Genomic DNA, 24,499 nt, shown 5'->3' on the forward strand with positions numbered 1-24,499 from the left:
CCCGTCGCCCCGGCGGTCGACAGGCCTACGCTCCCAGTCCCGCGAGGTAGCCGAGGACCGCGTCGGGGGCGGTGGGCGGTGCGGTGAGGGCGATGTGGTTGTCCGGCCGGACGAGGACCAGGGCGTCACCGGTGATTCCGTAGGCCCGGCGGATCGCGCCGTCGGGGTCGGCGAGCGGGACCGGGCGGACGTGGGCGGGGAGGCCGGCGAGAGCGGGGCGGGCGCCGGGTCCGAGGCCGAGCAGGGTGAAGTGGTCGCCGGCGAAGTGCTCGAAGAGGCGGGCCGGACCGCCGTCGGGGGCCGGGCAGGGGCTGTCGGGCGCCCGGTCGCCCGCCCGGACGGGTCCGGCGGGGCGGCCGGCGGCCAGGCTGCTCCACCGGTAGGTCAGGGCGATGCCGGTGAGGTCGCCCACCCGGCCGACCTCGACGCCGATCCCGGGGGTGGTGATGCCCTCGGTGACGGCGGCCATCCCGGCGCTGGTGACGTCGAGGGTCCAGGCGGCGATCGGCAGCCGCTCCTCCTGGTAGGTGTCCAGCAGGGCCGGTCCGGCCAGGCCGCGCAGCACGTACCCGAGCTTCCAGGCGAGGTTCCAGGCGTCCTGGATCCCGGTGTTCATGCCGAGGCCGCCCGCCGTGGGGTGGACGTGGGCGCAGTCGCCGGCCAGGAAGACCCGCCCCTCGCGGTAGCGCTCGGCCATCCGGACGTTGACCCGCCAGGTGGACAGCCAGGTCGCGTTGTCCAGCCTGAGGTCGGCGCGCCCGGTGTGCAGGGCGGCCAGCCGCTGGAAGCCCTCCAGCGACGGGGCCACCGGCCGGCCGTCGGTGCCCGTCTCCGGGCTCGACTGCAGCTGCCAGCGGCGGGTGCCGGGGAACGGGCAGAGCATGAACGCGCCCTGCGGCCCGAACCACTGGTGCCAGGCGGCCGGGTCCAGCCCCTCCACCTCGACGTCGCCGCAGACCATCACCGGCTCCGGGTCGCCGGTGCCGACGAACGGGATGCCGAGCAGCTTGCGCACCGTCGAGCGCCCGCCGTCGCAGGCGACCAGGTACTCGGCAGCGATCCGCCCGCCGCCGGCGAGCCGGACCTCCACCCCGGCGCCGTCCTGCCGCAGGTCCACCAGTTCGGTGCCGCGTTCGACCCGCACCCCGAACCCGGCCAGCCGCTCGCGCAGCAGCCGCTCCACCCGGGTCTGCGGCAGCCACAGGCTCGCCGCGTACGGGATGGCGGCGGTCGCCTCGGCTCCCGCGAACGGCTCGGTCTCGTTGACGAACTCACCGTCGAAGTACTTGCGGAACGGCAGGTGGGTGCGGCCGGCGGCGGCCAGCCCCTCGCCCAGGCCGAGGTCGGCGAGGATCTCCAGGCTGCGCGGGTTGAGCGTCTTGCCGCGCGAGCCGGTGGGGAACTCCGGCGCCCGGTCGATCACCCGGACCGCCACGCCCTGCCGGGCCAGCCCGCACGCCAGGGTCAGTCCGGTCGGCCCCGCCCCCGCGATCACCACGGTCGTCATGTGTCTCGCCCCTTCCGGTTGTCGATGACCCCATGGAACAGCAACTCGGTAACAAACGCAACCGAGTAACAAAAGTGCCTGAGTTATGATCCCTTCATGATCCCCAACGAACCGGACACGGGCCTGCGGACCCTGAAGAAGCAGCGCACCCGCCGGGCCATCGCCGACACCGCCATCGCCCTCTTCCTGGCCCGGGGCTTCGACCAGGTCTCGGTGGCCGAGATCGCCACCGCGGCCGAGGTCTCCAAGCCCACCCTGTTCCGGTACTTCGCCAGCAAGGAGGAGCTGGTCCTGCACCGTTTCGCCGACCACCTCGGCGAGGCCGGCCGGGTGGTGCGCGACCGCCCCGCCGGGGTCACCCCGCTGGACGCGCTGGAGCGCCACCGCCTGGAGGGGCTGGCGGCCCACGACCCCAGCACCGGGATGGCCACCGAGCCCGGGGCGCTCGCCTTCCTCCGGCTGGTCTACGAGACCCCCAGCCTCTCCGCCCACCTGGTGGACTACCTCGCCACCGACGCCCGCGCGCTCACCGAGGCGCTGGACCCGGACGGCGGCACCGCCGCCCGCCTGGTCGCCGCCCAGTACGTGGCCGTCCGCCAGGTGCTCGCGCACGCCGTCTGGACCCGGCTCGCCGCCGGGGAGGACGCCGAGGAGGTCGGCCGGACCGCCGCCGCCGAGACCGCCACCGCCTTCGGCCTGCTGCGCGACGGCTCCGCCGCCCACGGATTCTGAAGCCCCGGGCCCGGTCGGACCCGAACCGGTGAAGGACGTCACGGCCACGCCCCGTCGCCTCCCGGGGCCGTGGCGGGTAGGTTCCTGCCTCCAAGGGGCGCGACTCCTTGGAAATGGCGGATCCCGCCGTCAACGGTTCCTCCGATCAGAGAGGCACGAGTGATGACTGCACAGGGCTCAACGCACCACCCACCGCAGCGCATCGGTGTGGTCGCCGAGTCGACCGCCGGCGAGACCCGGGTCGCCGCGACACCGTCGACGGTCCGCGGCATCCTGGCCCTCGGCTACCGGGTCGTGGTCGAGTCCGGGGCGGGCACCGCCTCCGGCTTCACCGACGAGGCCTACACCGGGGCCGGCGCGGAGACCGGCGACGCCTGGGCGGCCGATGTCGTCCTCAAGGTCAACGCTCCCTCCACCGCCGAGCTCGCCCGGCTGCGCGACGGCGCGACCCTGATCGGCCTGCTCGCCCCGGCGCAGCGGCCCGAGCTGCTGGCCGCGCTGGCGGAGCGCCCGGTCACCGCGCTCGCGCTGGACGCGGTGCCGCGGATCTCGCGCGCCCAGTCGATGGACGTGCTCAGCTCGATGGCGAACATCGCCGGGTACCGGGCGGTGATCGAGGCGGCCCACGTGTTCGGACGGTTCTTCACCGGCCAGGTGACGGCCGCCGGCAAGGTGCCCCCGGCGAAGGTGCTGGTGGCGGGGGCCGGCGTGGCGGGGCTCGCCGCGATCGGTGCCGCCTCCAGCCTGGGGGCCGTCGTCCGCGCCACCGACCCGCGGCCCGAGGTGGCCGACCAGGTCAGGTCGCTGGGCGGCGAGTACCTGGCGGTGGACGTCGCCCAGGAGGCGGGCACCGACGGCTACGCCAAGGCGACCTCGGCCGACTACGACCGCGCGGCGGCCGAGCTCTACCACGCGCAGGCGCAGGACGTGGACATCGTGGTCACCACCGCGCTGATCCCCGGCCGGCCGGCTCCGCGACTGCTCACCGCGGCGGACGTGGCGGCGATGAAACCGGGCAGCGTCATCGTCGACATGGCCGCCGCGCAGGGCGGCAACGTCGAGGGCACGGTCGCCGGCCGGACGGTGGTCACCGACAACGGTGTCACCCTCATCGGGTACACCGACCTCGCCGCCCGGCTGCCGGCCCAGGCCTCGCAGCTGTTCGGCACCAACCTGGTGAACCTGCTGAAGCTGCTGACGCCGGGACGGGACGGGCGGCTGGTGCTGGACTTCGAGGACGTGGTGCAGCGGGCGGTGACGGTGGCCCGCCCGGGTGAGGTCACCTGGCCGCCGCCGCCCGTCGCGGTCTCCGCCGCGCCCGCCCCCGCGGCGGTGCCCGCCGCGGCGGACGGCGCGGCCGCCGAGCCGAGGCGGCCCCGGCTCACCCCGGCGGCCCGGTTCGGCCTGATCGGCGCCGGGATGCTGGCGATGTTCCTGCTGGTCGGCTTCGCTCCAGCCCAACTCGCCCGGAACTTCACGGTGTTCGCGCTCGCCGTGGTGATCGGCTACTACGTGATCGGCAAGGTGCACCACGCACTGCACACCCCGCTGATGTCGGTCACCAACGCGATCTCCGGGATCGTGGTGATCGGCGCGCTGCTGCAGATCGGGCACGAGAGCACGCTCGTCACCGTGCTGTCCTTCGTGGCGATCCTCCTGACCAGCGTCAACGTCTTCGGCGGCTTCGCCGTCACCCGCCGGATGCTGAGCATGTTCTCGACCTCCCCCGAAAGGCGCTGAGGCCCGATGACCTCCACAACGGCAGCCCACGCCGCGGACCTGGTCGCCGCCCTGCTGTTCATCCTCAGCCTGGCCGGGCTCTCCCAGCACCGCACCTCCCGGGCCGGCGTCGTCTACGGCATCGCGGGCATGGCCCTCGCCCTGGTCGCCACCGTCGTGGTGGCGGCGCGGAGCATCACGGCCGGGGCCGTCGCCCTGATCGTCGTCGCGATGGCGGTGGGCGGCGCGATCGGCCTGCTCCGGGCGCGGCAGGTCGAGATGACCCGGATGCCGGAGCTGATCGCCGTGCTGCACAGCTTCGTCGGCCTGGCCGCGGTGCTGGTCGGCTGGAACAGCTACCTGGAGGTGGAGGCGCACGGCGCGGCGCAGACCGCCGTCGCCGGGGACCTGCTGCGCATCCACCACGCCGAGGTGTTCATCGGCATCTTCATCGGCGCGGTCACCTTCACCGGCTCGATCATCGCCTTCCTCAAGCTGTCCGCGCGGATCGCCTCGCGCCCGTTGACACTGCCCGGCAAGAACGCGCTGAACCTGGGCGCGCTGGGCGCGTTCGCGGCGCTGACGGTCTGGTTCACGGTCAGCCCCGGCCCCGGCCTGATGATCTCGGTGACGGTGCTCGCCCTCGCGCTGGGCTGGCACCTGGTCGCCTCGATCGGCGGCGGCGACATGCCCGTGGTCGTCTCCATGCTCAACAGCTACTCGGGCTGGGCCGCGGCGGCCGCCGGGTTCCTGCTGGACAACAACCTGCTCATCGTCACCGGTGCGCTGGTCGGGTCCTCGGGTGCCTACCTGTCGTACATCATGTGCCGGGCGATGAACCGGTCCTTCCTGTCCGTCATCGCCGGCGGCTTCGGCATCGAGGCACCGTCGGGCGGCGGCGAGGAGCAGGGCGAGCACCGGGAGGTCCGCGCCGAGGAGGCGGCCCGGCAGCTCGCGCAGGCCAAGTCGGTCGTCATCACGCCGGGCTACGGCATGGCGGTGGCGCAGGCGCAGCACCCGGTCGCGGAGCTCACCCGGCGGCTGCGCGAGCGCGGGGTGGACGTGCGCTTCGGCGTCCACCCGGTCGCCGGACGGCTGCCCGGTCATATGAACGTGCTGCTGGCCGAGGCGAAGGTGCCCTACGACATCGTCCTGGAGATGGACGAGATCAACGACGACCTCGCCGCCACCGGCGTCGTCCTGGTGATCGGCGCCAACGACACCGTCAACCCGGCGGCCATGGACGACCCCGCCAGCCCGATCGCGGGCATGCCGGTACTGCGGGTCTGGGAGGCGGAGCAGGTGATCGTGTTCAAGCGGTCGATGGCCTCCGGCTACGCGGGGGTGCAGAACCCGCTGTTCTTCCGGGAGAACAGCGCCATGCTGTTCGGCGACGCCAAGCAGAGCGTCGAGGACATCCTGCGCGCCCTGGACGCCGAGCTCCCGGCGGGCGCGGCCCCGGCCGCCGACCGGGCCGGGGTCTAGGGCCGGGTCGAGGGCCGGGGCCTGGGCCGAGGCCCGGTCACCGGCGCGGGACCGGAGGATCCGCCGGGCGGGGCATCGGCCCGGCGGATCCTCCGGAGGGTCACGGCGCGCTCACGACACGCTGACGGCGCCCTGCTCAGGGCGCGGGTGTGGCCGGCGGGAGCAGCGGGCCGGTGAGCAGGGTGCCGTCCGCGCCGTACGGCCGGCCGTTCGGCACGCAGCCGTGCAGGCCCTTGATCTGCTGCATCATCACCGGCGCGGGCGCCCCCGGGCCGGGGCACTCGACGTGGCCCTGCCCGAGGATGTGCCCGACCTCGTGGTTGACGGCGAGGGCGTGGTACTCCTCGGGCTGTCCGACGTAGAACTCCGACAGCTCGGTCCAGCGCTTGAGGTTGATGACGACCTGGCGGTTCGCGGCGCAGTTGACCCAGCCGCCGGTGTCCAGCCCGTACTGGCCGCAGATCCGGTCGGTGGACTCCGGGGTGGCCAGGTAGACCGTGAAGTCCACCGGGTCGGCGTCCACCCGCTGGAACGACCAGCCGCCGCCCGCCGCCCAGCCCCGCTTGGTGTCTCCGAGGATCTTGTCCACCTCGGCGGCGAACTGCTCCGGACTGGCCTTCAGCCCGTTCTCGGCCCGCACCTTGTAGCGGTAGAGCTTCTCACCGGTGCCGAACCGGGCGGAGCCGCCGGTCGCCGTGGTGAACGCCAGCGGCTTCGGCGCGTCCTCGGCCCACGGCTTCCACCACAGCAGCCCCGCCGCCACGGCGGCCACCACCGCCAGCGCGACCGCCGCGTACCCCGCCCGCCCGCCGAGGCCCGGCGCCCTCACCCGCATCGCCGGGCGCCGGCGCCGGGTATCTCGGCGCGGTCGGGCGGCGCGGGGGCGCGGAACGGAGGAGCAGGCAGTGCAACGGTCATGTCAGGAAGGACGCGCCACCGGCCCCGCCCGGTTCACCGGATCACGCAAGACAGGGTGGCGGCGGCGGGCGGCTCAGGACGGCCGCGCGCCGTCCGGGGCCACCGCCGCCCAGTGCGCCGGCAGCTCGATCCGCTCGCCGTCCACGGTGAACTCCGTGGTGGAAAGCGGGAGTTCACCCGAGTCGAGAACGGTGAGACCGGCCGCCCGGAGCAGCTCTCCGAAGGCCTCGTCGGCGACCTCGGCGGGGGCCAGCCCGTGGGAGAACACCGGGCGCAGCTTCGGGGGCGGGCCGGCCGGGCCGCCCGCGAGGTCACCCAGGACGCGCTTGGCCGCCTCGGAGAGCTCGACGAGGAAGGCCCGGCCATGGGCGCCGAGCAGTGCGGCGACGGCCTCGGCGACCGGGCCGCGGTCGGCCGGCTCGCTCTGGTGGATCACGCCGCGCAGATAGACGTTGGCGTCGCCGAGGCGCTCGTGCAGGGCCCGGACGGCCGCCCGGTCGGTGGCGTCCAACTGGAGGTAGGAGGCCCGCTCCCCCGGGTCCGAGCGCCGGGCCAGCGCGACGGCGGCGGCGGACAGGTCGGCGCCGAGGACGCGGGGGAAGCGGCCGGCCAGGAAGCGGGTCTGGGTGCCGTTGCCGCAGCCGAGGTCGACGACCGGCAGCCCGGGGTCGGCCAGGTGCGGTTCGAACAGCGCGAGGTGGCGTTCGGCGGTGAGGGCCGGATCCGCGTCCCAGATCACCGCCCCCTCGTCCTCGGGCGCGTCGCGCCAGAAGCCCTCCCAGGAGTCGCGGTACCGGTTCGTCACGCTCATGAGGACCTCCCGAACATCACACAGGGTGTTCACAGCGTATCGCTCCGTCCCGTCGCCGTGCGGCCTGACCGGGGATGTCCCGACGGGGCTGTGCGGCGGGCCCGAAGTGGCCTTTACTGGAAGTGAACGCATTCGAGCCGGCGGGCCGGGAGGCGTTTCACCGCCCCTGCGGCCCACCGGTTCGACCGGTGACACCCGGCAGGAGGCCGCGCCATGAGCCCGCCCTCACAGGATCAGGTCTTACCTCGCCTGATCGTCGACAATCCCGACCGGATCCGCGGTCGGTCGTACGTGCTCGACCATGACCCACTGGTGGTCGGCCGGGACTCCACCTGCGGGCTCCAGCTGGTCGACCCGCTGCTCAGCCGGCGCCACGCCATGGTGTGGTGGGCCGGCGGGCACACCACCGTGGAGGACCTGAGTTCCACCAACGGCACCCGGCTGAACGGCCAGCGGGTGCTCGGCCAGCAGATTCTGCGCAGCGGGGACGTCCTGAGCTTCGGCCCACTGGAGGTCCACTACGAGGAGCCGGCGGACGCGGCGACCAAGGTCGCCGAGAAGGACCCGGAGGTGTCGGCCCTCCTCACCGGCGAAGACCCCCCGGCCCCCCGGCACCGCGGTGAGGCCGCGCCGACGCCGCATCCGCGGCCCCAGCCGCAGCTCGCGACGGCGCAGGAGGGAACCGCCCCGCCGGAGCAGGCGGCCCGCCGCAAGGAGCCCCCGAAGGCGAAGCCCCCGCCCGGGCCCGCCGACCCGCCGAGGCCGTCCGCGCCGCCGTACTCCCCGCCTCCCCGGCACCGCGCGCGGGCCCCGCAGTCCGCGCAGTACTCACAGGTCTTGCAGGCCTCGCAGGTTCCGCAGGCCTCAAAGGGCTCGCCGGACTCGCAGGCCTCGCTGCCGCGGCTGAACGTCCCGCCGCGGGACGCGCCGCGATTCGACGTCAACCAGCAGCGGGCCAAGGGGAACCTCAGCAACATCGGCAGGGACCAGGTCAACTACATCTGGCAGGACGACCACCTGCAGGTGGCCCGCCGCGAGACCTTCTTCCGCAAGATCGCCACCACCCGGATCTGGGCCCGGCACGTGCTGGTCACGGGCCTGGCGCTGGCCCTGCTCGGCAGCGCCTTCCTCGGATGGGAGGGTTCGAACCCGGACGTGCTCGGCGACCGGATCCAGGGCATCGCGCACAGCGCCAGCGTCGTGCTCGGGGTGACCGGCGTGCTGCTGCTGGTCTTCGGCTGCGCGGTGCTGATCCGGTCGGTGATCCGGCAGCGCCGGTACGAGAGGGAGGAGGAGCGCCGCCTCAATCCGGACCCGGACCCGTCGCCGTCCGGCTGAGGCGGCCCGGGTCCCTGGCGAAAGGACCGTCATGGTCTTCAACATCGGCAGCCAGCAGGGCGGCGTCATCAACAACGTCGCGGGCGACCAGACCGTCCACGGCGGCCAGCGCGGCCACCTCACGGCCGACGGCCGGGACGTCCGGGAGCTGGTCGGCGAGCTGCGCGCGGCCGTGGAGCGGGAACCGCTGCCCCCGGCGGTGGCTCCCGAGGTCCGGTCCGAGATCGACGCGCTGGACACCGAGGTCGCCCGCCCGGAGCCGGACCGCGAGGCCGTCGCGGGCCGCCTCACCCGGGTCACCCGCCTGCTCACCTCGGCCGGCGCCCTGGTGACCGCGGGCACCGGCCTGATCGGCCCGATCTCCGCACTGGCCGGCTGGCTCGGCACCCTGGGCCGCCCGATCCTCCAGGCCCTCGGCGTCTAGGGGAATGATGCGAAGGATCGGTGGTCGTAGGCGGTCAGCGAGCGCATGACGGGCTGGCCGGTGTGGTCGTTGTGCCAGATCGCGCAGGTCGGCGCGAGGACTCGGGCCATCACGCCGCCCGAAGTACCGCCCTGGGTGGCGTTGGAGTTCGGGCTGGGCCTTGAGGGTCCGGCCGACGGGCTCGACGGTCTGCCGAAGTGACTTGAACGGCGCGGATCCGGCCCGCAAGGCCTCCCCTTTCGAGCCGGCCGCCTCGGCCGAGGCGGCCGGTACCGGTCGCTCAGATGTGCGCGACCACCAGGAATTCGCCGTCGCCGGAGCCGACGGGTTCGCGGTGCCAGCCGCCGTAGATCCGATCGACGGTGAAGCCGGCGTCCGTCAATGACGCGCGGAGGTCGTGCTCGCCGCGGAAGGCGAGCGTGCCCGTGCTCAGCAGTTCCCCGCCGTCGGGGAAGCGGTAGTACTGGGAGAAGCTCACGACGCCGGGCCGGTCCTCGGCCACGTCGTTCCACAGCGCGACCTCGCGGCCGTCGGGGAGGGTGACGTGGCGCAGCGACTCGACCGGGGTCCACTCCTCCCATTCCCGGGGCCGTGGGTCGCGGGAATCGAAGACGATCCGGCCGCCCGGCACGAGGCTCCGCCGCAGATCGGCGAGCACCTCCGCCCACGCGTCGTCCGTCACGAAGAACTGTGCGACATGGGAGCTCATGACCGCCACGTCGAAGGCCGCGTCGGGGAGGTCGCGCGACGTGCCCTCCGTCCAGGTCACCTTCTCCGCGTCGGGCTTCGCACGAGCGGCGTCGAGCGACGCCGCGGCGGGATCCACTCCCGTCACCGTGTGTCCGGCGGCCGCGATGCCGAGGGCGAGGCGGCCCGTGCCGCAGCCCAGGTCGAGGACACGCAGGCGCTCCGCCGGTTCCTCGACGACGGAGAGGAAGAAGTCGTCCCGGTACGACCACGGGAACTCGGCGTCGTAGACGGCCACGAGCAGGGGATCGCGAAACTCGGCGTTGAGCATGGCCGGATCGTAGGCGGAGCATCCGGCCGGGCGCCACGGATTATTCGGCGCGGACCGCGGACCTCACGAAGTGCCCACCGCCGTCGCGCAGCCGTGGGCCGGGCGGAGTCGGTCTTCGGTTCGGCGCGCGCATGGCGTTCTGTTCGGTGTGGCTCCGGCGGTCGGTCGGACTGGACCGGCACCGACACCCGCGGGGCCGCCCTGGGTGCCGTCTTCGGCCGGACCGGCTGGATCTGCCAGGGCGCGGGCGCGGCCGATCCGACGGACCACGGCTTCCTGCGCCTGCCGGGCGTCCTGTGCGGTGTGCCCGCCCACAACTGACCCCCTGAGGCCCCGGCGGGGTGGTCAGCCGTCGCCGAGGCGGCGGCCGGTCACCTCGTCCGGGGTGATCCGCACCCACAGCGGACGGTCGCCGCCCGCCCAGGGGGTCGCGCCGGGCAGGTGGGCGAGGCGCCGCTCCTCCCCGGGGTCGTCGACGCGCTGCGCCGAGCCGAGCATCAGCACGCTCCAGCCCTCGCTCAGCCGGTCGTCGATGTGGTCGACCTGGAAGGAGAGCGGTGAGCCGTCCGGCGCCGCCGCGGAACTCCGGGGGGAGGTGCGGTAGACGACCGTCCGGCCGTCGACGGCGTAGTTCACCGGGTAGACGGTCGGCGCCGGGGTGCCGGGCAGACCCACCCGGCCGACCCCGTGGGTGCCCACCAGGACCCAGCACTCCGGCTCGGAGAGGTGCAGCAGGAGGGGCCGCGGCGTCCCGGGCACGGGCTGCGACTGCCCCGGCGGGGCGCCCGTCCGGTCCTCCAGCAGCTCGGCCCAGGTCATCTTCAGCGCGGCCGCGATCCGCACGAAGCCGGCCGGGTCGAAGGACGGGCCCGCCGCCAGCAGGTACCGCAGGTACGCCGGGGACATGGCGGCCTGGTGGGCCAGGGTCCGGTCGTCGAGGACCAGCTCGTCGCGGCGCTCGACGATCCGGCGGGCCACCTCGGCGGGGTCGGCCCGCCGGACGGCCTCAAGGTCGGGAGTGCGGTTCATCGGTCGGCTCCTCGGCTCACGGTCTCCTCGTCACGCCCGCCCCTCGAACGCTCCCCTCGCAGGATCCCCGGCCCGGGCCCGGTCGGCGCGGGGCGTGGGCCGTTCGGCCCTGCCCCGACCGGGTCAGGGCCGGCGGGTCAGGGACGGCGGGTCAGGGACGGGCGGGTCAGGGACGGTCAGGACCGCCGAGCAGCGGGGTCGCGACGGGCGCGGCGGCACCGACCAGGACGACGAGCTCATGGCCGCCGGGGTTGGTCTGCACGGGGACGGTGCGCCAGTTGTTGACCAACCAGACGTTGCCCGAGGGATCGATCCGCAGGCCGGTGTTCCGCTCCAGGCCGTCGCTCGGATAGCCGGTGTCGGGCGGTGAGATCGGCTGTCCGGTGCGGAAGCCGGGCGGGCAGGCGGAGAGGTCGGTCCCGCACAGCCGGGCGACGCGGTGGCCGCCGAAGTTCGCGACCCAGACCGTGTCCTCGCCGTCGACGGCGATGCCCCACGGCAGGAACAGGCCGCCGTTGACGAAGGGTTCCGGGGCCGGGGTGCCGTCGGCCCCGATCAGGGTGACCGAGGCCCCCGGGCGCGGGCCGTCGTCGCCGCCGACGGCGGCGTCCGCCAGCTCCTGCGCCGTGGTGTCCCCGCACGGGACCGGCAGGATGCCGCTGTTGCCGACCCAGGCGTTGCCCCGGCTGTCGGTGGCGACGGCCAGCGGACGGCGCAGGCCGCCGCCGGTGACGGTCCGCTCCGGGGTGCCGTCGGGAGCCAGGACCTGGACGCTGTCGCTGCCGTTGCCGGTGGCCCAGAGCCGTCCGGCCGGGTCCACGGCCGCGCCGAAGGGCTTCTGCAGACCGGGGGTGGGGACCTCCTGGGCGCGGGTGGCGTCACCGTCCGGGATCCTGGTCACGCTGTTCCCGCCGCAGTTGGCCACCCACACCGTGCCGGCCCGGTCGGCGGCCATGCCCTGGGGCTGGGCGATGCCGCCCCGGCGCCAGCCGTCGGGCGGGGACAGCGGGGCGCCGTCCGGGGCGAACTGCGAGACGCTGCGCTCCAGCGGCGCCGGGTCGATCGGGCAGCCGGAGCCCTGGAAGCCGAAGTTGGCGGCCCAGGCGCTGCCCCGCGCGTCGACGGTGACGCCGAAGCCGGCGCCGTAGAGGCCGCCGCCCTGGAAGGGCGCACCGGGGGCGTCCCGGCCGGTGGGGGTGAACTTGAGCACCGCGCGGCCGCCGCAGACCGGGACGGCGGGGTCGGCGCCGTACTCGTAGTTGTTGGTGACCCAGGCATTGCCGTCCCGGTCGAAGGCGATGTTGCCGGGGCCGTCGAGCTCCCGGCCGTTGCCGCCGTAGCGCAGGGCGACCGTCCAGGCCGCCGGGGCGGCGGGCAGCGCGGGGAGGTAGCTCGGGGCGGTGGCGGCCAGGTCGTAGAGGGCGGCGGCGTTGTGCCCGGGGTCGTGGGCGATGTCCACGGCGGCCCGCAGGGTGTCGCGGGGCCGGTCCCGGCCGGGGCGGCGGGCCAGGTCGAACAGCAGCTCGCAGGAGTCGCCGGTGACGCAGGCGGCGAGCAGGTTGGCGAGGGTGTTGAACTCGGCCAGGGTGGAGGTGCGGTCACCGTTGGGCGGGGCGGCGAGCGTCGCGGCGACGCCGCCGGTACCGGTGTCGGCGAGGTTGTGCGCGACGGCGGCCGCGTTGCGCAGCCCGGGCCCGGTGCCGGAGACGCCGGCCGGGCCGGTGAAGCGGGCCAGCGCGTAGGCGACGGCGACGGTGGTGCGCTCGTTGACGACCAGCTCGGGCGGGGCCTGCGCCCCGCTGAGCACGGCCGCGAGCACCACCGGCCCGCCCCGGGCGCCGCTCTCCCCGGACCGGGGCAGCTCGGCGAGCACGTAGAGCACGGCGTGCGGGTCGTCCGGGCGGCGGTAGTCGAGGCCGAACCGCCCGTCCTCCCCGCTGCGGGCACGGGCCAGCACCTGCGGCGCACCGTCCGGGCCGTCGCCCGCCCGGTAGAGCGTCACCTCGGCGTCCGCCAACGGGGTGTCACCGCTGCGCACCACCCCGCACTGGTCGACCGGATCCCAGACGGGGGGAACGGAGCCCACCGCGTGCGACGGCCCGGCGGCGAGCTGGGCCAGGAGGGCGGCGGTCAGCAGGACGCCGCGGCGTCGGCGCATGGGCGGGGCTCCGTTCGGTCGCAGGACGGGAGGGTCGGCCGCCCCGCCCGCGACGGGCGAGGGCGCGCGGCCGCCGCCCTCCTGCCTGCCACATCCCCGGGGCCGGGCGCACGCGACCGGCCCGAGGACGCCGCGGAAATTGCCCGGTACGGCCGAGAGCCGCCGCCGGGCCGGCCTCCGCCCGCGCGGTGCCCGCGCGCCGGCGCCGGGCCCCCTCAGTGGGCGCCGATCGCCCGCAGGGTGTCCAGGCGGGCCGCCCGCCGCGCCGGCCAGAGCGCGGCCAGCACGCCGATCGTCGGGCCGAGCAGCAGGAACAGGCCGAGGCTCGTCCAGGGCAGCACGATCGCGTACTGCGGGAGCGAGGACCTGGCGAGGCTCCCGCACGACCAGGCCAGGAAGATCCCGGTGCCGATGCCCAGGGCGGCGCCGAACAGCGAGATGACCACCGATTCCAGGCGCAGCATCCGCCTGACGCCCCTCCGGTCGAGGCCGATCGCGCGCAGCAGACCGATCTCGCGGGTGCGCTCGACGACCGACATCGCCAGGGTGTTGACCACGCCGAAGGCGGCGATGACGACGGTCATGCCGAGCAGGCCGTACATCATCCCGAGCACCGCGTCGACAGGTCCCGACTGGGCCTTCGTCAGCTGTTCCTGGGTCTGCACCCGCAGCAGCGGGCTGTTGCCGAGGGCTTCGCGGATGCGCTGGTCGAGTCCGTCGGCGCCGGGCGCGACCTTGACCAGGACGGTGTCCGGGCTCCCGCCGTCGGCGTACGGCAGGACGTCGTCCATGGCGCCCAGGGCGCCGCCGACCACGCGGGTGTACCGGTAGACGCCCGCGACGGTGAGCTCCTTGTCGTGGCCGAAGCCGACGGTGCCGCGGAAGGTGTCGCCCGTCGTCAGCCCCGTGCCCTCGGCCAGCTTGTCGGAGAGCGCGATCCGGCCGGGGCCGACGGCGGCGAGGGATCCGCTGCTGAACTCCAGCGCGGCCACGTCGGCGAACCGGTGCGGGTCGGCGCCGGTGAGGGTGGTGTACTCGCCCCGCGCGCCCAGGGACGTGGAGGCGAGGGGCACCGCCCGTGCGACCCCCGGGACGGCGGAGACCTTGGCGGCGAGGGCGGGGTCGATGCCGCCGGAGCCGGTGTTGGTCACCTGGTAGTCCGCGGTCAGGGCCCCGACCGCCGCCGCCCTGAGGGCGGCGTTCATGGAGCTGCCGGTCACGCTCAGGCCCGTGATCAGGGTGAGTCCGATCATCAGGGCGCAGGCGGTGGCCGCGGTGCGGCGCGGGTTGCGCAGGGCGTTCTCCCGGGCGAGCCTGCCGGTGGCGCCGAAGAGCCGGGTGGTGATCATCCCGGTCAGAAGAACCAGCGGGCGGGAGAGCAGGGGCGCGAGCACGATCACGCCGGTGAGGGTGAGCGCGGAGCCGAGCGCGGCGGCTCCGAGGTTGGCGTCGGAGCCGTTCCGGCGCGTGGCGAGGTACAGCATGACGAGGACGCCGGCGCCGGTGAGCAGGGTGCCGAGGCTGTTGCGGAGCAGCAGGCCGCGCCGGGGTGGTGCCAGGTCGACGGCGGTGAGGGCCTCCACCGGTGCGGTCCTGGCCGCCTTCCGGGACGGCAGCCAGGCGGCGAGTACGGTGACGCCGACGCCGACCAGCAGGGCGCGGACGAGCGTGTCCACGGAGACGATCAGGGGGCCCGGCGGCAGGCCCGCGCCGGCCGCGTTCAGGATCGGACGCGTGGCGGCCGCGATGCCGGTGCCCAGGGCGATGCCGACGGCGGAGGCCCCGAGCCCGAGGAGGGCGGCTTCGGCGAGCACCGTTCGCACGACCTGGCGGCGGGAGGCTCCCACCGCGCGCAACAGGGCGGTCTCCCGGCTGCGCTGGGCGGTCAGCATGGCGAAGGTGTTGGCGATCACGAAGGCACCGACGAAGAGGGAGACCCCCGCGAAGGCCAGCAGCGTACGGGTGAGTTCCTTGGTGCCGGCTGCGATCTGCCGGGCCTGCTCGTCCGCGAGCCGGGCGCCGGAGGTGACGGTGATGCCGTCGGTGGGCAGCAGGGCACGGATCCGATCGGTGAGGGCCTGGTCGTCGGTGCCGGGGGCGGAGGCGACGGCGAGTTCGTCGAACCGGCCGGCCTGGAGGAAGAGCCGCTGTGCGGTGCCGGTGTCGAAGAGCGCGAGGGTGCCGCCCGCGGTCACCCGCGGGTCGTCGGTGTCGACGGTGCCGACCAGTGTCGCGGTGAGCGTGGGGCCTTCGGTCGCGAAGCGGACGGTGTCACCGACGGCGTAGCCGGCCTTCTCCGCGGTGTGCCGGTCGAGTGCGATCTCCCCGCCGGTGGCGGGGGCGCGTCCGGCGTTCAGGGGGAAACGGTCGTCACGGTCGGAGCCGGGGGTGCCGGGTGCGTGGTTGGTGGCCAGGTTCTGCCAACTGCTGTCGGCGTTGAGCGGTCGGCCGTCCTTGGCCGCGAGGGTCGCGGTTCCGTTGACGATCGGGTGCACGGAGGTGACGCCGGGCAGGGCCCGGACCTGGTCGGCGAGTTCGCCGGTGAGCGCGGTGGAGAGGGTGTCGTCCGCCTCCTTGTCGGAGGCCCGCCGGGAGGCGGCCTGGACGGACACGGCGACGTCCTTGAGGCTCCGGGCGGATGCTCCGCGCAGGGCATGGGTGACGGACTCGCCGAAGACCAGCGTGCCGCAGACGAAGGCGACGCCGAGCGTGATGGCGAGGGCGGTCATGGCCAGTCGGGCCTTGTGCGCGAGGACGTTGCGCAGGGCTGTTCGCAGCATGGGTGCGGTTCCCGCTTCCGGGGTGTGTGGCGGTGGTCTGGGTGTGTGGCGGTGGCCGGGCGGCAGGCGGTGGCCGCGCGGGCGCGGGCGCGGGCCGGACGGCGGAGGGCGGACGGCCGCCGGGTCAGCTGGTGCGCGCGCCGGTGTCGTACCGGCGCATCCGGTCCAGCACGCCCTCGGCGGTCGGTGCGGTCAGCTCGTCGGTGAGCCGGCCGTCGGCGAGGAAGACCACGCGGTCGGCGTACGCGGCGGCGGCCGGGTCGTGGGTGACCATGACGACGCTCTGGCCCCACTGGCGGACGGACTCCCGCAGGAAGCCCAGGATCTCGGCGCCGGAGCGGGAGTCGAGGTTGCCCGTCGGCTCGTCCGCGAAGACGATCTCCGGGCGGGACGCGAGGGCCCGGGCCACGGCGACGCGCTGCTGCTGGCCGCCCGACAGCTGGGCGGGGCGGTGGCCCAGCCGCCCGGAGAGGCCGACGGCCGCCACGACCGTCTCCAGCCACGCCGGGTCGGGCCTGCGGCCCGCGATGGCCGACGGCAGGGTGATGTTCTCCAGTGCCGTGAGGGTGGGGAGCAGGTTGAACGCCTGGAAGACGAAGCCGACGCTGTCCCGGCGGAGCCGGGTGAGCTGCCGGTCGTTCAGGTCGGTCAGTTCGGTGCCGCCGATCCGCGCGGAGCCCGCGGTGGCCCGGTCGAGGCCCGCCATGCAGTGCATCAGCGTCGACTTGCCGGAGCCCGACGGGCCCATGATCGCGGTGAACCGGCCGCGTTCGAACTCCACCGAGACCTCGTCCAGGGCGACGACCCGGGTCTCCCCGTGGCCGTGGACCTTGCACAACCCGGTCGCCCGGGCGGCGGCGGAATCCGTGGAAGGACGGGCGGGAACGGGGGCGGCGGCCTGCATCGGCATAAGGGCTCCGGGCTTGACGGGACGAGGTGGGTGACTGCTCCTCATCCTCGGTGCGCCGGACGCCCGGACCGTCGCCCTCAGGGCCTGAACGGGGCGTCTGCCGGAGGGCGGACCCGGGGGTGCGGGTGGTCCTCCGGGCGGACGGCCGTCTCCGTCCTTCGACAGAGGCGGTGCGCGGTGCGCCGGTGCGCCGGTGCGCCGGTCAGGTCAGGTCACCAGACCGACGCGGTGGGCGAGGACCGCGGCCTGGAGGCGGCTGCCCGTGCCCGTCTTCACCAGGACGGCGCTGACGTGGGTCTTCACCGTGCCCACGCCGATGCCCAGACTGCGGCCGATCTCCGCGTTGGCGAGGCCCTGGCCCAGCAGGGTGAGGACGTCGCGTTCCCGGTCGGTGAGCGCGTCCAGCGGCTCCGTCGGGTCCGCCCCGCGGCCCGGTCCGGCGCCGGGGCCGCGGGCGTCGCCGTCGAGCATGCGCTCGATGACGGTGCGGGTGACTCCCGGCGACAGGACCGCGTCGCCCGCGGCGGCGGCCCGTACCGCGCTGATCAGCTCCTGCGGGCCCTCGTCCTTGAGGAGGAACCCGGTGGCGCCGTACCGCAGCGCGCGCGTCACGTTCTTCTCGTCGCCGAAGGTGGTGAGCATCACGACCTGCGGCCGGGGGCTCAGCTCCAGGAGCGGTCCGATCGCGGCGAGGCCGTCGAGCACGGGCATCCGGATGTCGACGAGGGCCACGTCGGGCCGGGTCAGGGCGGCGGTCCGCACGGCCTCCTCGCCGTTCGACGCCTCGCCCACCACCTCGATGCCCTCGGCATGGCGCAGGATCAGCCGCACGCCGTGCCGGATCAGCTCCTCGTCGTCGGCGAGCAGGACCCGCACCGGGCGGTGCCCGGACAGGGGAAGGTCGGTCACGGGGACTCCCACGGTGGTGTGCGCGACACGAGCGGCACGGTGAAGCGGTCGATCGCTGCCAAGGTATCGCCACGGAAGCAGTACCTGGTGATTCCGAGCCGGTCGGGGTCCCGCTCGCCGTCCGCGGCGGGGCCCTCGAACGGGAGGGTCGAGTACAGGCAGTCCGTCACGGCCTCGGGCCGGGCCGGCTCGCGGCCGGTCGCCGCCGCGCGCGCCGGCGCGCTGTCCCCGTACACGGCCTGCTCGACCAGCGCGCGCGGCATCCCGATCCGGGGCGGCTCCTGGCTGCGGGGTTCGGGGTCGGGGAACGCCTGACCGACCAGCACGAGGCTGCCCATCATCATCACGCCCACGCCCAGGAGTCCGAGGAACGCGCCGAGGGTCCCCACGAAACGGCGCCGGAGACCGGTGGGCGGCCGCTCGGCCGTCGCGTCGGCGGCGGACGGGCCGGACGGCGTTCCTCCCGGCGGAAGCTCCACGGCGACCGGGTACGCCTCCGGGTCCGGCCGCGCCGGGATCCGGGCCGTCACGGCGAAGCCGCCGACCGGTGTGGGGCCGGCCTCCAGCACACCGCCGAGCAGCGCCACCCGTTCCCGCAGCCCGGCATGGCCGCGCCCCGAACCCGCGCCGTCCGCCGCCCGCGGGAGCACCGGCGCCGGCCCGTTGCGCACGAGCACCTCGACCCCGTCGGCGGTGTGGGTGACCGCCACGGCGACCCGGGCCCCGGCGGCGTAGCGGTGCACGTTGGTCAGCGACTCGCGCACCACACGGTGCACCGCGCGCCGCACCTGCGCCGGCCGCTCGTCCAGGTCGGGCCCCTCCCAGCGGAGGTCGACGGGGATGCCGCAGCTGCGCGACTCCGTGACCAGCGCCTCGACGTCGGGCCGGGTGCCCGTGGCACCGGTCAGGGCACCGGTCCCGGTGTCGCGGTCCAGCGGGCCCAGGACGTCGAGGACCTCGCGCAGCTCCCGCATCGCGTCCCCGACGGTCCTGCGCACCAGGGCCGCCTCGTCCCGCAGTTCCGGCGACTCCTTCTGCAGGGCCATCTCCAGACCGCCCGTGTGGAGGGAGATCAGGCTGAGCCGGTGACCGATCAGGTCGTGCATCTCGGCCGCGATCCTGGACCGCTCGTGCAACCGGGCCTCGCTGTCCGCGATCCGGCGGGCGGCCTCCGCGGTGGCGGCGCGCTCGCGCAGCGCGCCCAGCAGCCGGTCCTCCTGTCCGCGCGCGATGCCCAGCAGCCCCGGCACCACCAGCACGGTGGTGGCCAGGACGGCGCCGGTCGCGAACCCGAAGGAGTGGCCGCCGAGCCCGGTCACAGGGGCGGAGAGGCCGCAGCTCAGCGTCGTCACGGCGGCCGCGGCGAGCAGCACGGCCCCCCGCCGCCGGGAAGCCGTCAGGCGGCGCGCGGTGGTGTACGCGGTCATGGCGGCCGGCAGCCCGGCGGCGGGCAGCAGGCCCAGGACCGCCGAGACGCACAGCAGGCTCGCCACGGGCCGCCGGCGCCGCACCGCGAGCAGGGCGAGGGCGAGGGCGGCCAGGAGGAACCGGACCTCGGCCGACGGGCCGGGCCCCTGCAGGATCAGCTGGGTCACGAGCACCAGCACGGCGCCGCCGGCCACCTCCGCGAACGCACGCCACGGCCCCCGGCGCCGTCGGCCGGGAACCGTGAACGCGCGTCGGAGGATCAAGGCCACCGGCCCATTCTCCAGGCCGCCGCACCCGCCCTCGTGCGACCTGGGGATGAGCCGCCCCTCCGCCGAACGCCGGAGGCCCGGGCGGAGGGCCCCGGGATCCGCGTCGGCCTGCCGCACCCGGGCCGTCCGGGGGCCGGACGGTGTGGACGCCGATCGCGGTGGGCGAAGGGGGCCTCCCCGCCCGGTGCTCGACCGGACGTCCGCCGACCGTTCCCCGGCCGGGCCGCCGGTCGGGGGTGGACCGGAGGGCGGTAGCCGCTCAGTCGCGGGCGGGTGTGATGAGCCCGTAGTGGCCGTCGTAGCGGTGGTAGAGGACGTTCCCGCGCCCGGTGGCCGTGTCGGTGAAGAAGACGAACGGCAGGCCCGACAGGTCGAGGCGTTCCGCCGCCCCGTCCGTCGTCAGCTCCGGTACGGCGGCCGGGCTCACCGTCAGTCCGGGGACGGGCTCGGCGGTCGCACCGACCGAGGCGAGCCGGTGGGTGCCGGTGCGGGCGTCGCGGTAGACCACGCTGTCGGCCCCGCTCCCGGCGTCGGTGAACAGGTGGAAGGCGTAGTCCATCGCCTCCAGGTCGAGCACGGCGGCCCAGGCGCTCTGCCGGGCCAGGCCGTAGGCCTTGTGCCGGACGATCCGCCGCTCCGGCGCCGCCCGCTCGACGTGCTGCGGGCTGTGCTCCTCGCCGCCGCGGCCGACCCAGGCGCCCGTGTGGTGGCACTGGCGCACCTTGGCGAGCTTGGTGCCGAGGCGGTCCTGGAGCCGGTCGACGGCCTCCTGCATGGTGGCGGCCGCGACCTGGGCCCGGACCGGACGGCCGTTCAGGTCCACGACGGCCTGGGCGACGGACGGACGGGCCACCGAGTGGTGCGGCTCCTGGGTCAGCTTCACCCGCACCGCCAGGACCGGCTCGTGGATCCGGCGGAGCACGGCCTCCACCTTCGCCCGGGCGTAGTCGGGCGCGGCGAGCGAGACCTGGCCGCGGGTCGCGACGGTGATCCCGACGGTGGGCGGGCTCTGGAGCTGGGTCATCGGAACGTCCTTTCCTGAAGGAGCCGGGACGTGAACACCTCGACCGCGTCGCCGTGTTCACGGCACCGATCCTCCGGGGGCGGGCGCCGGGGAGGCAGGGCCGGAGGACCCCCTCCCGGCCGCCACCGGTCCCGGTGCGATGTGCCCGAGGGTCCCGGGCGGCCCGCTCGGACCGCCCGCCGCCTCGGCGAACGCCCGCGCGGCGGCCCGAAGGGCGCAGCCGCCCCGGGACCTTCGGCGGGCGGATGGGGCTGCTCGGACCCTGGGGCCGGGCGTCCGGCCGGCGGGACGCTGGTGGTCGAACGGGGCCGCGCACACCGGTGGCGCGGACCGCCGAGGACCGGGAGGGCGCAGGCATGGCGCACAACGTGACGGTGGGGATCGACGGTTCGGCGCCGAGCGCGGCCGCGGCCGAGTGGGCCGCCCGCGAGGCGGGCCGGCGGGGGCTCCCGCTGCGGATGATCCACGTGGCGGGGACGGAGGCCGACGCCCTGGAGCGCGACCTGGGCGGCGGGGCCGCCCTGCCCGGCCGGGTGGCCGACCTCTGCGACGGGGTCGCCGCCGCGCTGCCCGAGCTGGACGTCACCTGCGAGGTGCAGCCCGGGCATCCGGCGTACACCCTCGCCGCCGCGAGCGAGCGGGCGGAGCTGCTGGTCCTGGGGTCGCGCGGCCTCGGCGGGTTCGCCGGGCTGCTGGTGGGCTCGGTCGGGCTGCGGACGGCCGCCCGGTCGCTGTGCCCCGTCGTCCTGGTCCGGGCGGCCGCGGCGCGGGAGGACGGCGACGCGGCCGGGGACGTCGTGGTGGGCGTGGAGAGCGACCGCTCGTGCGACGCCGTCCTGGAGTTCGCCTTCCAGCAGGCCGCCGACCACGGCGTCGGCCTGCGGGCGGTGGAGAGCCGGAGCACCTCCCACGACACCTACACGACCCGGGCGCCCGTCGAGCAGGCCGAGATCCGGGAGGCGATGGCCGCCGCCGAGCAGCTCCGGCTGGAGGACGCGCTGGCCCGCTGGCGGGAGAAGTACCCGCAGGTCCCGGTCGAGGCCGCGGTGAGCCCCTGGAGCCCGAGCCGGGCGCTGGTGGAGGCCTCGCACGGCGCCTCGCTGGTGGTGCTCGGCCGGCGGGCGGTCAGGCACCCGCTGACCGGACCCCACCTCGGGCCGGTGGCCCAGTCGGTGCTGCACCACGCGCACGCCCCGGTCGCGGTCGTCCCGCACGACTGACCCCGGCCGCCGCGGCGGGGCCAACCACCCGCCGCGGCAGGGACCTTCGGACCCGCGAACAGGTCCCGTTGGGCGGATCCCCGCCGGCCCCCGAGCAAGGAACCTGGAATCGAAGGCGCCCACGGCGCCCGATGTCGGACGATGACCGGAAAGGCAGTCCAGCATGACGACCCGCCCGCAGCGCGACGCGCAGCCGTCGCCCACGAGCGCTCTCCCCACCCCACCCGTCAGCGTCGACGGGCTGGTCGCCGCCGCCCTCACCGCCCTGGAGGAGTACGCCTCCTTCACCCAGGAGCAGATCGACCACATCGTCAGGAAGGCCTCCCTGGCCGCACTGGCCCAGCACACCGGCCTCGCCGTCCTGGCGGTGGAGGAGACCGGGCGGGGCCTGTTCGAGGACAAGGCCGTCAAGAACGTCTTCGCCTGCGAGAACGTCACCCATGTGATGGCCCGGACGAAGACCGTCGGGGTGGTGCGCCGGGACGAGATCGACGGCATCGTGGAGATCGCCGAGCCGGTCGGCGTGGTCGCCGGCATCACACCGGTGACCAACCCCACCTCCACCACGATCTTCAAGGCGCTCCTCGCGCTCAAGACCCGCAACCCGATCGTCTTCGCCTTCCACCCGGCCGCGCAGCGCTGCTCGGCCGAGGCCGCCCGGATCGTCCGCGAGGCCGCGGTGGCGGCCGGGGCACCGGAGCACTGCGTCCAGTGGATCGAGGAGCCGTCGATGGCGGCCACCGAGGAGCTGATGCGCCACCCGGGCGTCGCGACCATCCTCGCCACCGGCGGCAACGGCATGGTGCGGGCGGCCTACAGCTGCGGCAAGCCGGCCCTGGGCGTCGGCGCGGGCAACGTGCCGGCGTACGTCGAGCGCAGCGCGGACCTGCGCCGGGCGGTGAACGACATCGTGCTGTCGAAGACCTTCGACAACGGCATGATCTGTGCCTCCGAGCAGGCCGTGATCCTGGACGCGGAGATCCGCGACGCCGCGCTCGCCGAGTTCCGCCGGCTGAAGGCGCACCACGCGAGCGCCGAGGAGAAGGCGCTGCTGGAGCGGTACGTGTTCGGCGTCGGGGACGGCGTCTCCTGCGCGGGTGCGAAGCTGAACGCCGAGGTGGTGGGCCGCACCGCCGCCGAGATCGCCGAGGCGGCCGGCTTCGAGGTGCCGGCCGACACCTCGGTGATCCTCGCCGACTGCGAGGAGGTCGGCCCGGCCGAGCCGCTCACCCGGGAGAAGCTCTGCCCGGTGCTCGCCGTGCTGACCGCCGGATCCCGCCGGGAGGGCGTCGAACTGGCCGCCGCGATGGTGGAGTTCGACGGGCTCGGGCACTCGGCCGCGGTGCACACCGAGGACGCGGCGTTCACCGAGGAGTTCGGGCACGCCGTCAAGGCCTGCCGGATCATCTGGAACGCGCCCAGCTCGCAGGGCGGCATCGGCGACGTCTACAACGCCTTCACGCCCTCGCTGACCCTGGGCTGCGGCAGCTACGGGCACAACTCGGTGGCGGGCAACGTCTCGGCGCTGAACCTGGTGAACATCAAGCGGATCGGGCGGCGCAACACCAACATGCAGTGGTTCAAGGTCCCGCCGAAGATCTTCTTCGAGCGCAACTCCGTCAAGTACCTGGCGAGCATGCCGAACGCGCACCGCATCGTGGTGGTCACCGACCACACCATGGTGGCGATCGGCCACCTGGAGCGGATCCGGGGCGTGCTGGACCGGCGCCGGGAGCCGGTCGAGGTCCGGGTCGTCGACTACGTCGAGCCCAACCCGAGCATCGATACGGTGCGCCGGGGCGCGGAGCTGATGCGGGAGTTCGAGCCGGACACCATCATCGCGCTCGGCGGCGGCTCGCCGATGGACGCGGCCAAGGTGATGTGGCTGATGTACGAGCACCCGGAGGTGGAGTTCGCGGACCTCAAGGAGAAGTTCTTCGACATCCGCAAGCGCGCCTTCACCTTCCCCGACCTGGGCGAGAAGGCCAGGCTGGTGTGCATCCCGACCACCTCGGGCACCGGCAGCGAGGTCACCCCGTTCGCGGTGATCACCGACACCGCCACCGGCCAGAAGTACCCGCTCGCCGACTACGCGCTCACCCCGAGCGTGGCGATCGTCGACCCGGCGCTCACCACCCGGCTGCCCGCGGACGTCACCGCCGACACCGGGTTCGACGCCCTCACCCACTGCATCGAGACCTATGTCTCGGTCTACGCCAACGACTTCACCGACGGCCTGGCGCTGCAGGGCATCCGGCTGATCTTCGAGAACCTGGAGCGGGCGGTGACCGCCGGGCCGGAGGACCCGCAGGCCCGGGAGCGGATGCACAACGCGGGGACGATCGCCGGCATGGCCTTCGGCTCGGCCTTCCTGGGCGCCGTGCACGCGATGGCGCACACCCTGGGCGGCACCTTCCACGTCGCCCACGGGCGGACCAACGCGCTGCTGCTGCCGCACGTGATCCGCTGGAACGGCTCGGCCCCGGCGAAGGTCACCGGCTGGCCCAAGTACCAGAGCTACGTGGCCCCGGAGCGCTACCAGGCGATCGCCCGGACGCTCGGCCTGCCGGCCGCCACCCCGGAGCAGGGCGTCGAGTCGCTCGCGGCGGCGGTCGAGGAGCTGCGCGACCGGGTCGGCATCCCGCGTTCCTTCAAGGACGCCGGGGTCGACGAGGAGGCCTTCCTGACGGCGCTGCCGCAGCAGGCGATGAACGCCTACGAGGACCAGTGCGCCCCCGCCAACCCCCGGATGCCGCTGCTCGCCGACATGCAGCGGCTGATGCGCCAGGCCTACTACGGCGACCAGGCCTGAGAAGGGAC

18 protein-coding genes are annotated in these 24,499 nt (G+C 74.9%); 7 read left to right on the plus strand and 11 right to left on the minus strand.

The genetic code is table 11. From position 1 onward, the window contains the following. Positions 1-25: 25 nt before the first annotated feature. A complete protein-coding gene (locus ACFVFS_RS21820) occupies positions 26-1,507 on the minus strand; it encodes an FAD-dependent monooxygenase (RefSeq protein WP_380626260.1) in 1,482 nt (493 codons plus the stop codon). Between the two features lie 96 nt (positions 1,508-1,603). Here ACFVFS_RS21820 and ACFVFS_RS21825 point away from each other — a divergent pair, with 96 nt between their 5' ends. The 3 genes from ACFVFS_RS21825 (at position 1,604) to pntB (ending at position 5,443) form a co-directional block, all read left to right on the plus strand. Then, on the plus strand, positions 1,604-2,239 hold the full coding sequence (locus tag ACFVFS_RS21825; protein ID WP_380626261.1) for a TetR/AcrR family transcriptional regulator: 636 nt from the start codon (positions 1,604-1,606) through the stop codon (positions 2,237-2,239). A gap of 162 nt (positions 2,240-2,401) precedes the next feature. Then, entirely contained in the window at positions 2,402-3,979 is a 1,578-nt protein-coding gene (locus tag ACFVFS_RS21830) for a Re/Si-specific NAD(P)(+) transhydrogenase subunit alpha (protein ID WP_380626306.1), read from the plus strand. Positions 3,980-3,985: 6 nt separating this feature from the next. After that, positions 3,986-5,443 (plus strand): Re/Si-specific NAD(P)(+) transhydrogenase subunit beta, encoded by a 1,458-nt coding sequence (pntB, locus tag ACFVFS_RS21835; RefSeq protein ID WP_380626262.1) that lies wholly within the window; start codon positions 3,986-3,988, stop codon positions 5,441-5,443. Positions 5,444-5,579: 136 nt separating this feature from the next. Here the strand turns inward: pntB and ACFVFS_RS21840 are convergent, their stop codons facing one another. Together ACFVFS_RS21840 and ACFVFS_RS21845 are read right to left on the minus strand one after the other, a co-directional pair. Beyond that, positions 5,580-6,278: a DUF3152 domain-containing protein gene (locus tag ACFVFS_RS21840; RefSeq protein ID WP_380626263.1), complete on the minus strand. Its 699-nt coding sequence runs from the start codon at positions 6,276-6,278 to the stop codon at positions 5,580-5,582. A 156-nt stretch (positions 6,279-6,434) separates the two neighbouring features. Continuing rightward, positions 6,435-7,172 carry a class I SAM-dependent methyltransferase gene (locus tag ACFVFS_RS21845; RefSeq protein ID WP_380626264.1) on the minus strand — a complete coding sequence of 246 codons (738 nt, stop codon included), beginning with the start codon at positions 7,170-7,172 and terminating at the stop codon, positions 6,435-6,437. Between the two features lie 213 nt (positions 7,173-7,385). On the opposite strand from ACFVFS_RS21845, the gene ACFVFS_RS21850 reads away from it, so the two are divergent. Both ACFVFS_RS21850 and ACFVFS_RS21855 read left to right on the plus strand, forming a co-directional pair. Continuing rightward, entirely contained in the window at positions 7,386-8,510 is a 1,125-nt protein-coding gene (locus tag ACFVFS_RS21850) for an FHA domain-containing protein (RefSeq protein WP_380626265.1), read from the plus strand. A gap of 31 nt (positions 8,511-8,541) precedes the next feature. Further along, positions 8,542-8,934 carry a hypothetical protein gene (locus ACFVFS_RS21855; RefSeq protein WP_380626266.1) on the plus strand — a complete coding sequence of 131 codons (393 nt, stop codon included), beginning with the start codon at positions 8,542-8,544 and terminating at the stop codon, positions 8,932-8,934. Positions 8,935-9,214: 280 nt separating this feature from the next. Here the strand turns inward: ACFVFS_RS21855 and ACFVFS_RS21860 are convergent, their stop codons facing one another. The 8 genes from ACFVFS_RS21860 to ACFVFS_RS21895 form a co-directional block, all read right to left on the minus strand. Further along, positions 9,215-9,952, minus strand: a complete 738-nt coding sequence (locus ACFVFS_RS21860; protein ID WP_380626267.1) for a class I SAM-dependent methyltransferase — start codon at positions 9,950-9,952, stop codon at positions 9,215-9,217. A gap of 345 nt (positions 9,953-10,297) precedes the next feature. Continuing rightward, the gene (locus ACFVFS_RS21865; protein ID WP_380626268.1) at positions 10,298-10,981 is read right to left on the minus strand and encodes a pyridoxamine 5'-phosphate oxidase family protein; all 684 of its coding nucleotides are present in this window, start codon (positions 10,979-10,981) and stop codon (positions 10,298-10,300) included. A 166-nt stretch (positions 10,982-11,147) separates the two neighbouring features. Continuing rightward, positions 11,148-13,139, minus strand: coding sequence for a hypothetical protein (locus ACFVFS_RS21870; RefSeq protein WP_380626269.1), 1,992 nt, complete (start codon positions 13,137-13,139; stop codon positions 11,148-11,150). A gap of 215 nt (positions 13,140-13,354) precedes the next feature. Continuing rightward, complete coding sequence (locus tag ACFVFS_RS21875) at positions 13,355-15,919, minus strand: ABC transporter permease (RefSeq protein ID WP_380626270.1); 2,565 nt, start codon at positions 15,917-15,919, stop codon at positions 13,355-13,357. Positions 15,920-16,043: 124 nt separating this feature from the next. Beyond that, positions 16,044-16,829: an ABC transporter ATP-binding protein gene (locus ACFVFS_RS21880; protein WP_380626271.1), complete on the minus strand. Its 786-nt coding sequence runs from the start codon at positions 16,827-16,829 to the stop codon at positions 16,044-16,046. Between the two features lie 207 nt (positions 16,830-17,036). Next, entirely contained in the window at positions 17,037-17,738 is a 702-nt protein-coding gene (locus tag ACFVFS_RS21885; RefSeq protein ID WP_380626272.1) for a response regulator, read from the minus strand. After that, on the minus strand, positions 17,735-19,435 hold the full coding sequence (locus tag ACFVFS_RS21890; protein ID WP_380626273.1) for a sensor histidine kinase: 1,701 nt from the start codon (positions 19,433-19,435) through the stop codon (positions 17,735-17,737). The genes ACFVFS_RS21885 and ACFVFS_RS21890 overlap by 4 nt, the downstream gene beginning before the upstream one ends. 259 nt (positions 19,436-19,694) lie before the next feature. Then, positions 19,695-20,459, minus strand: coding sequence for an HPF/RaiA family ribosome-associated protein (locus tag ACFVFS_RS21895; protein ID WP_380626274.1), 765 nt, complete (start codon positions 20,457-20,459; stop codon positions 19,695-19,697). A gap of 356 nt (positions 20,460-20,815) precedes the next feature. Here ACFVFS_RS21895 and ACFVFS_RS21900 point away from each other — a divergent pair, with 356 nt between their 5' ends. Continuing rightward, a complete protein-coding gene (locus ACFVFS_RS21900) occupies positions 20,816-21,679 on the plus strand; it encodes a universal stress protein (protein ID WP_380626275.1) in 864 nt (287 codons plus the stop codon). A gap of 163 nt (positions 21,680-21,842) precedes the next feature. Next, positions 21,843-24,491: a bifunctional acetaldehyde-CoA/alcohol dehydrogenase gene (gene adhE, locus ACFVFS_RS21905; protein ID WP_380626276.1), complete on the plus strand. Its 2,649-nt coding sequence runs from the start codon at positions 21,843-21,845 to the stop codon at positions 24,489-24,491. Positions 24,492-24,499 lie beyond the last annotated feature (8 nt).

It is taken from the genome of Kitasatospora sp. NPDC057692, assembly GCF_042799475.1.
GTDB lineage: Bacteria > Actinomycetota > Actinomycetes > Streptomycetales > Streptomycetaceae > Kitasatospora.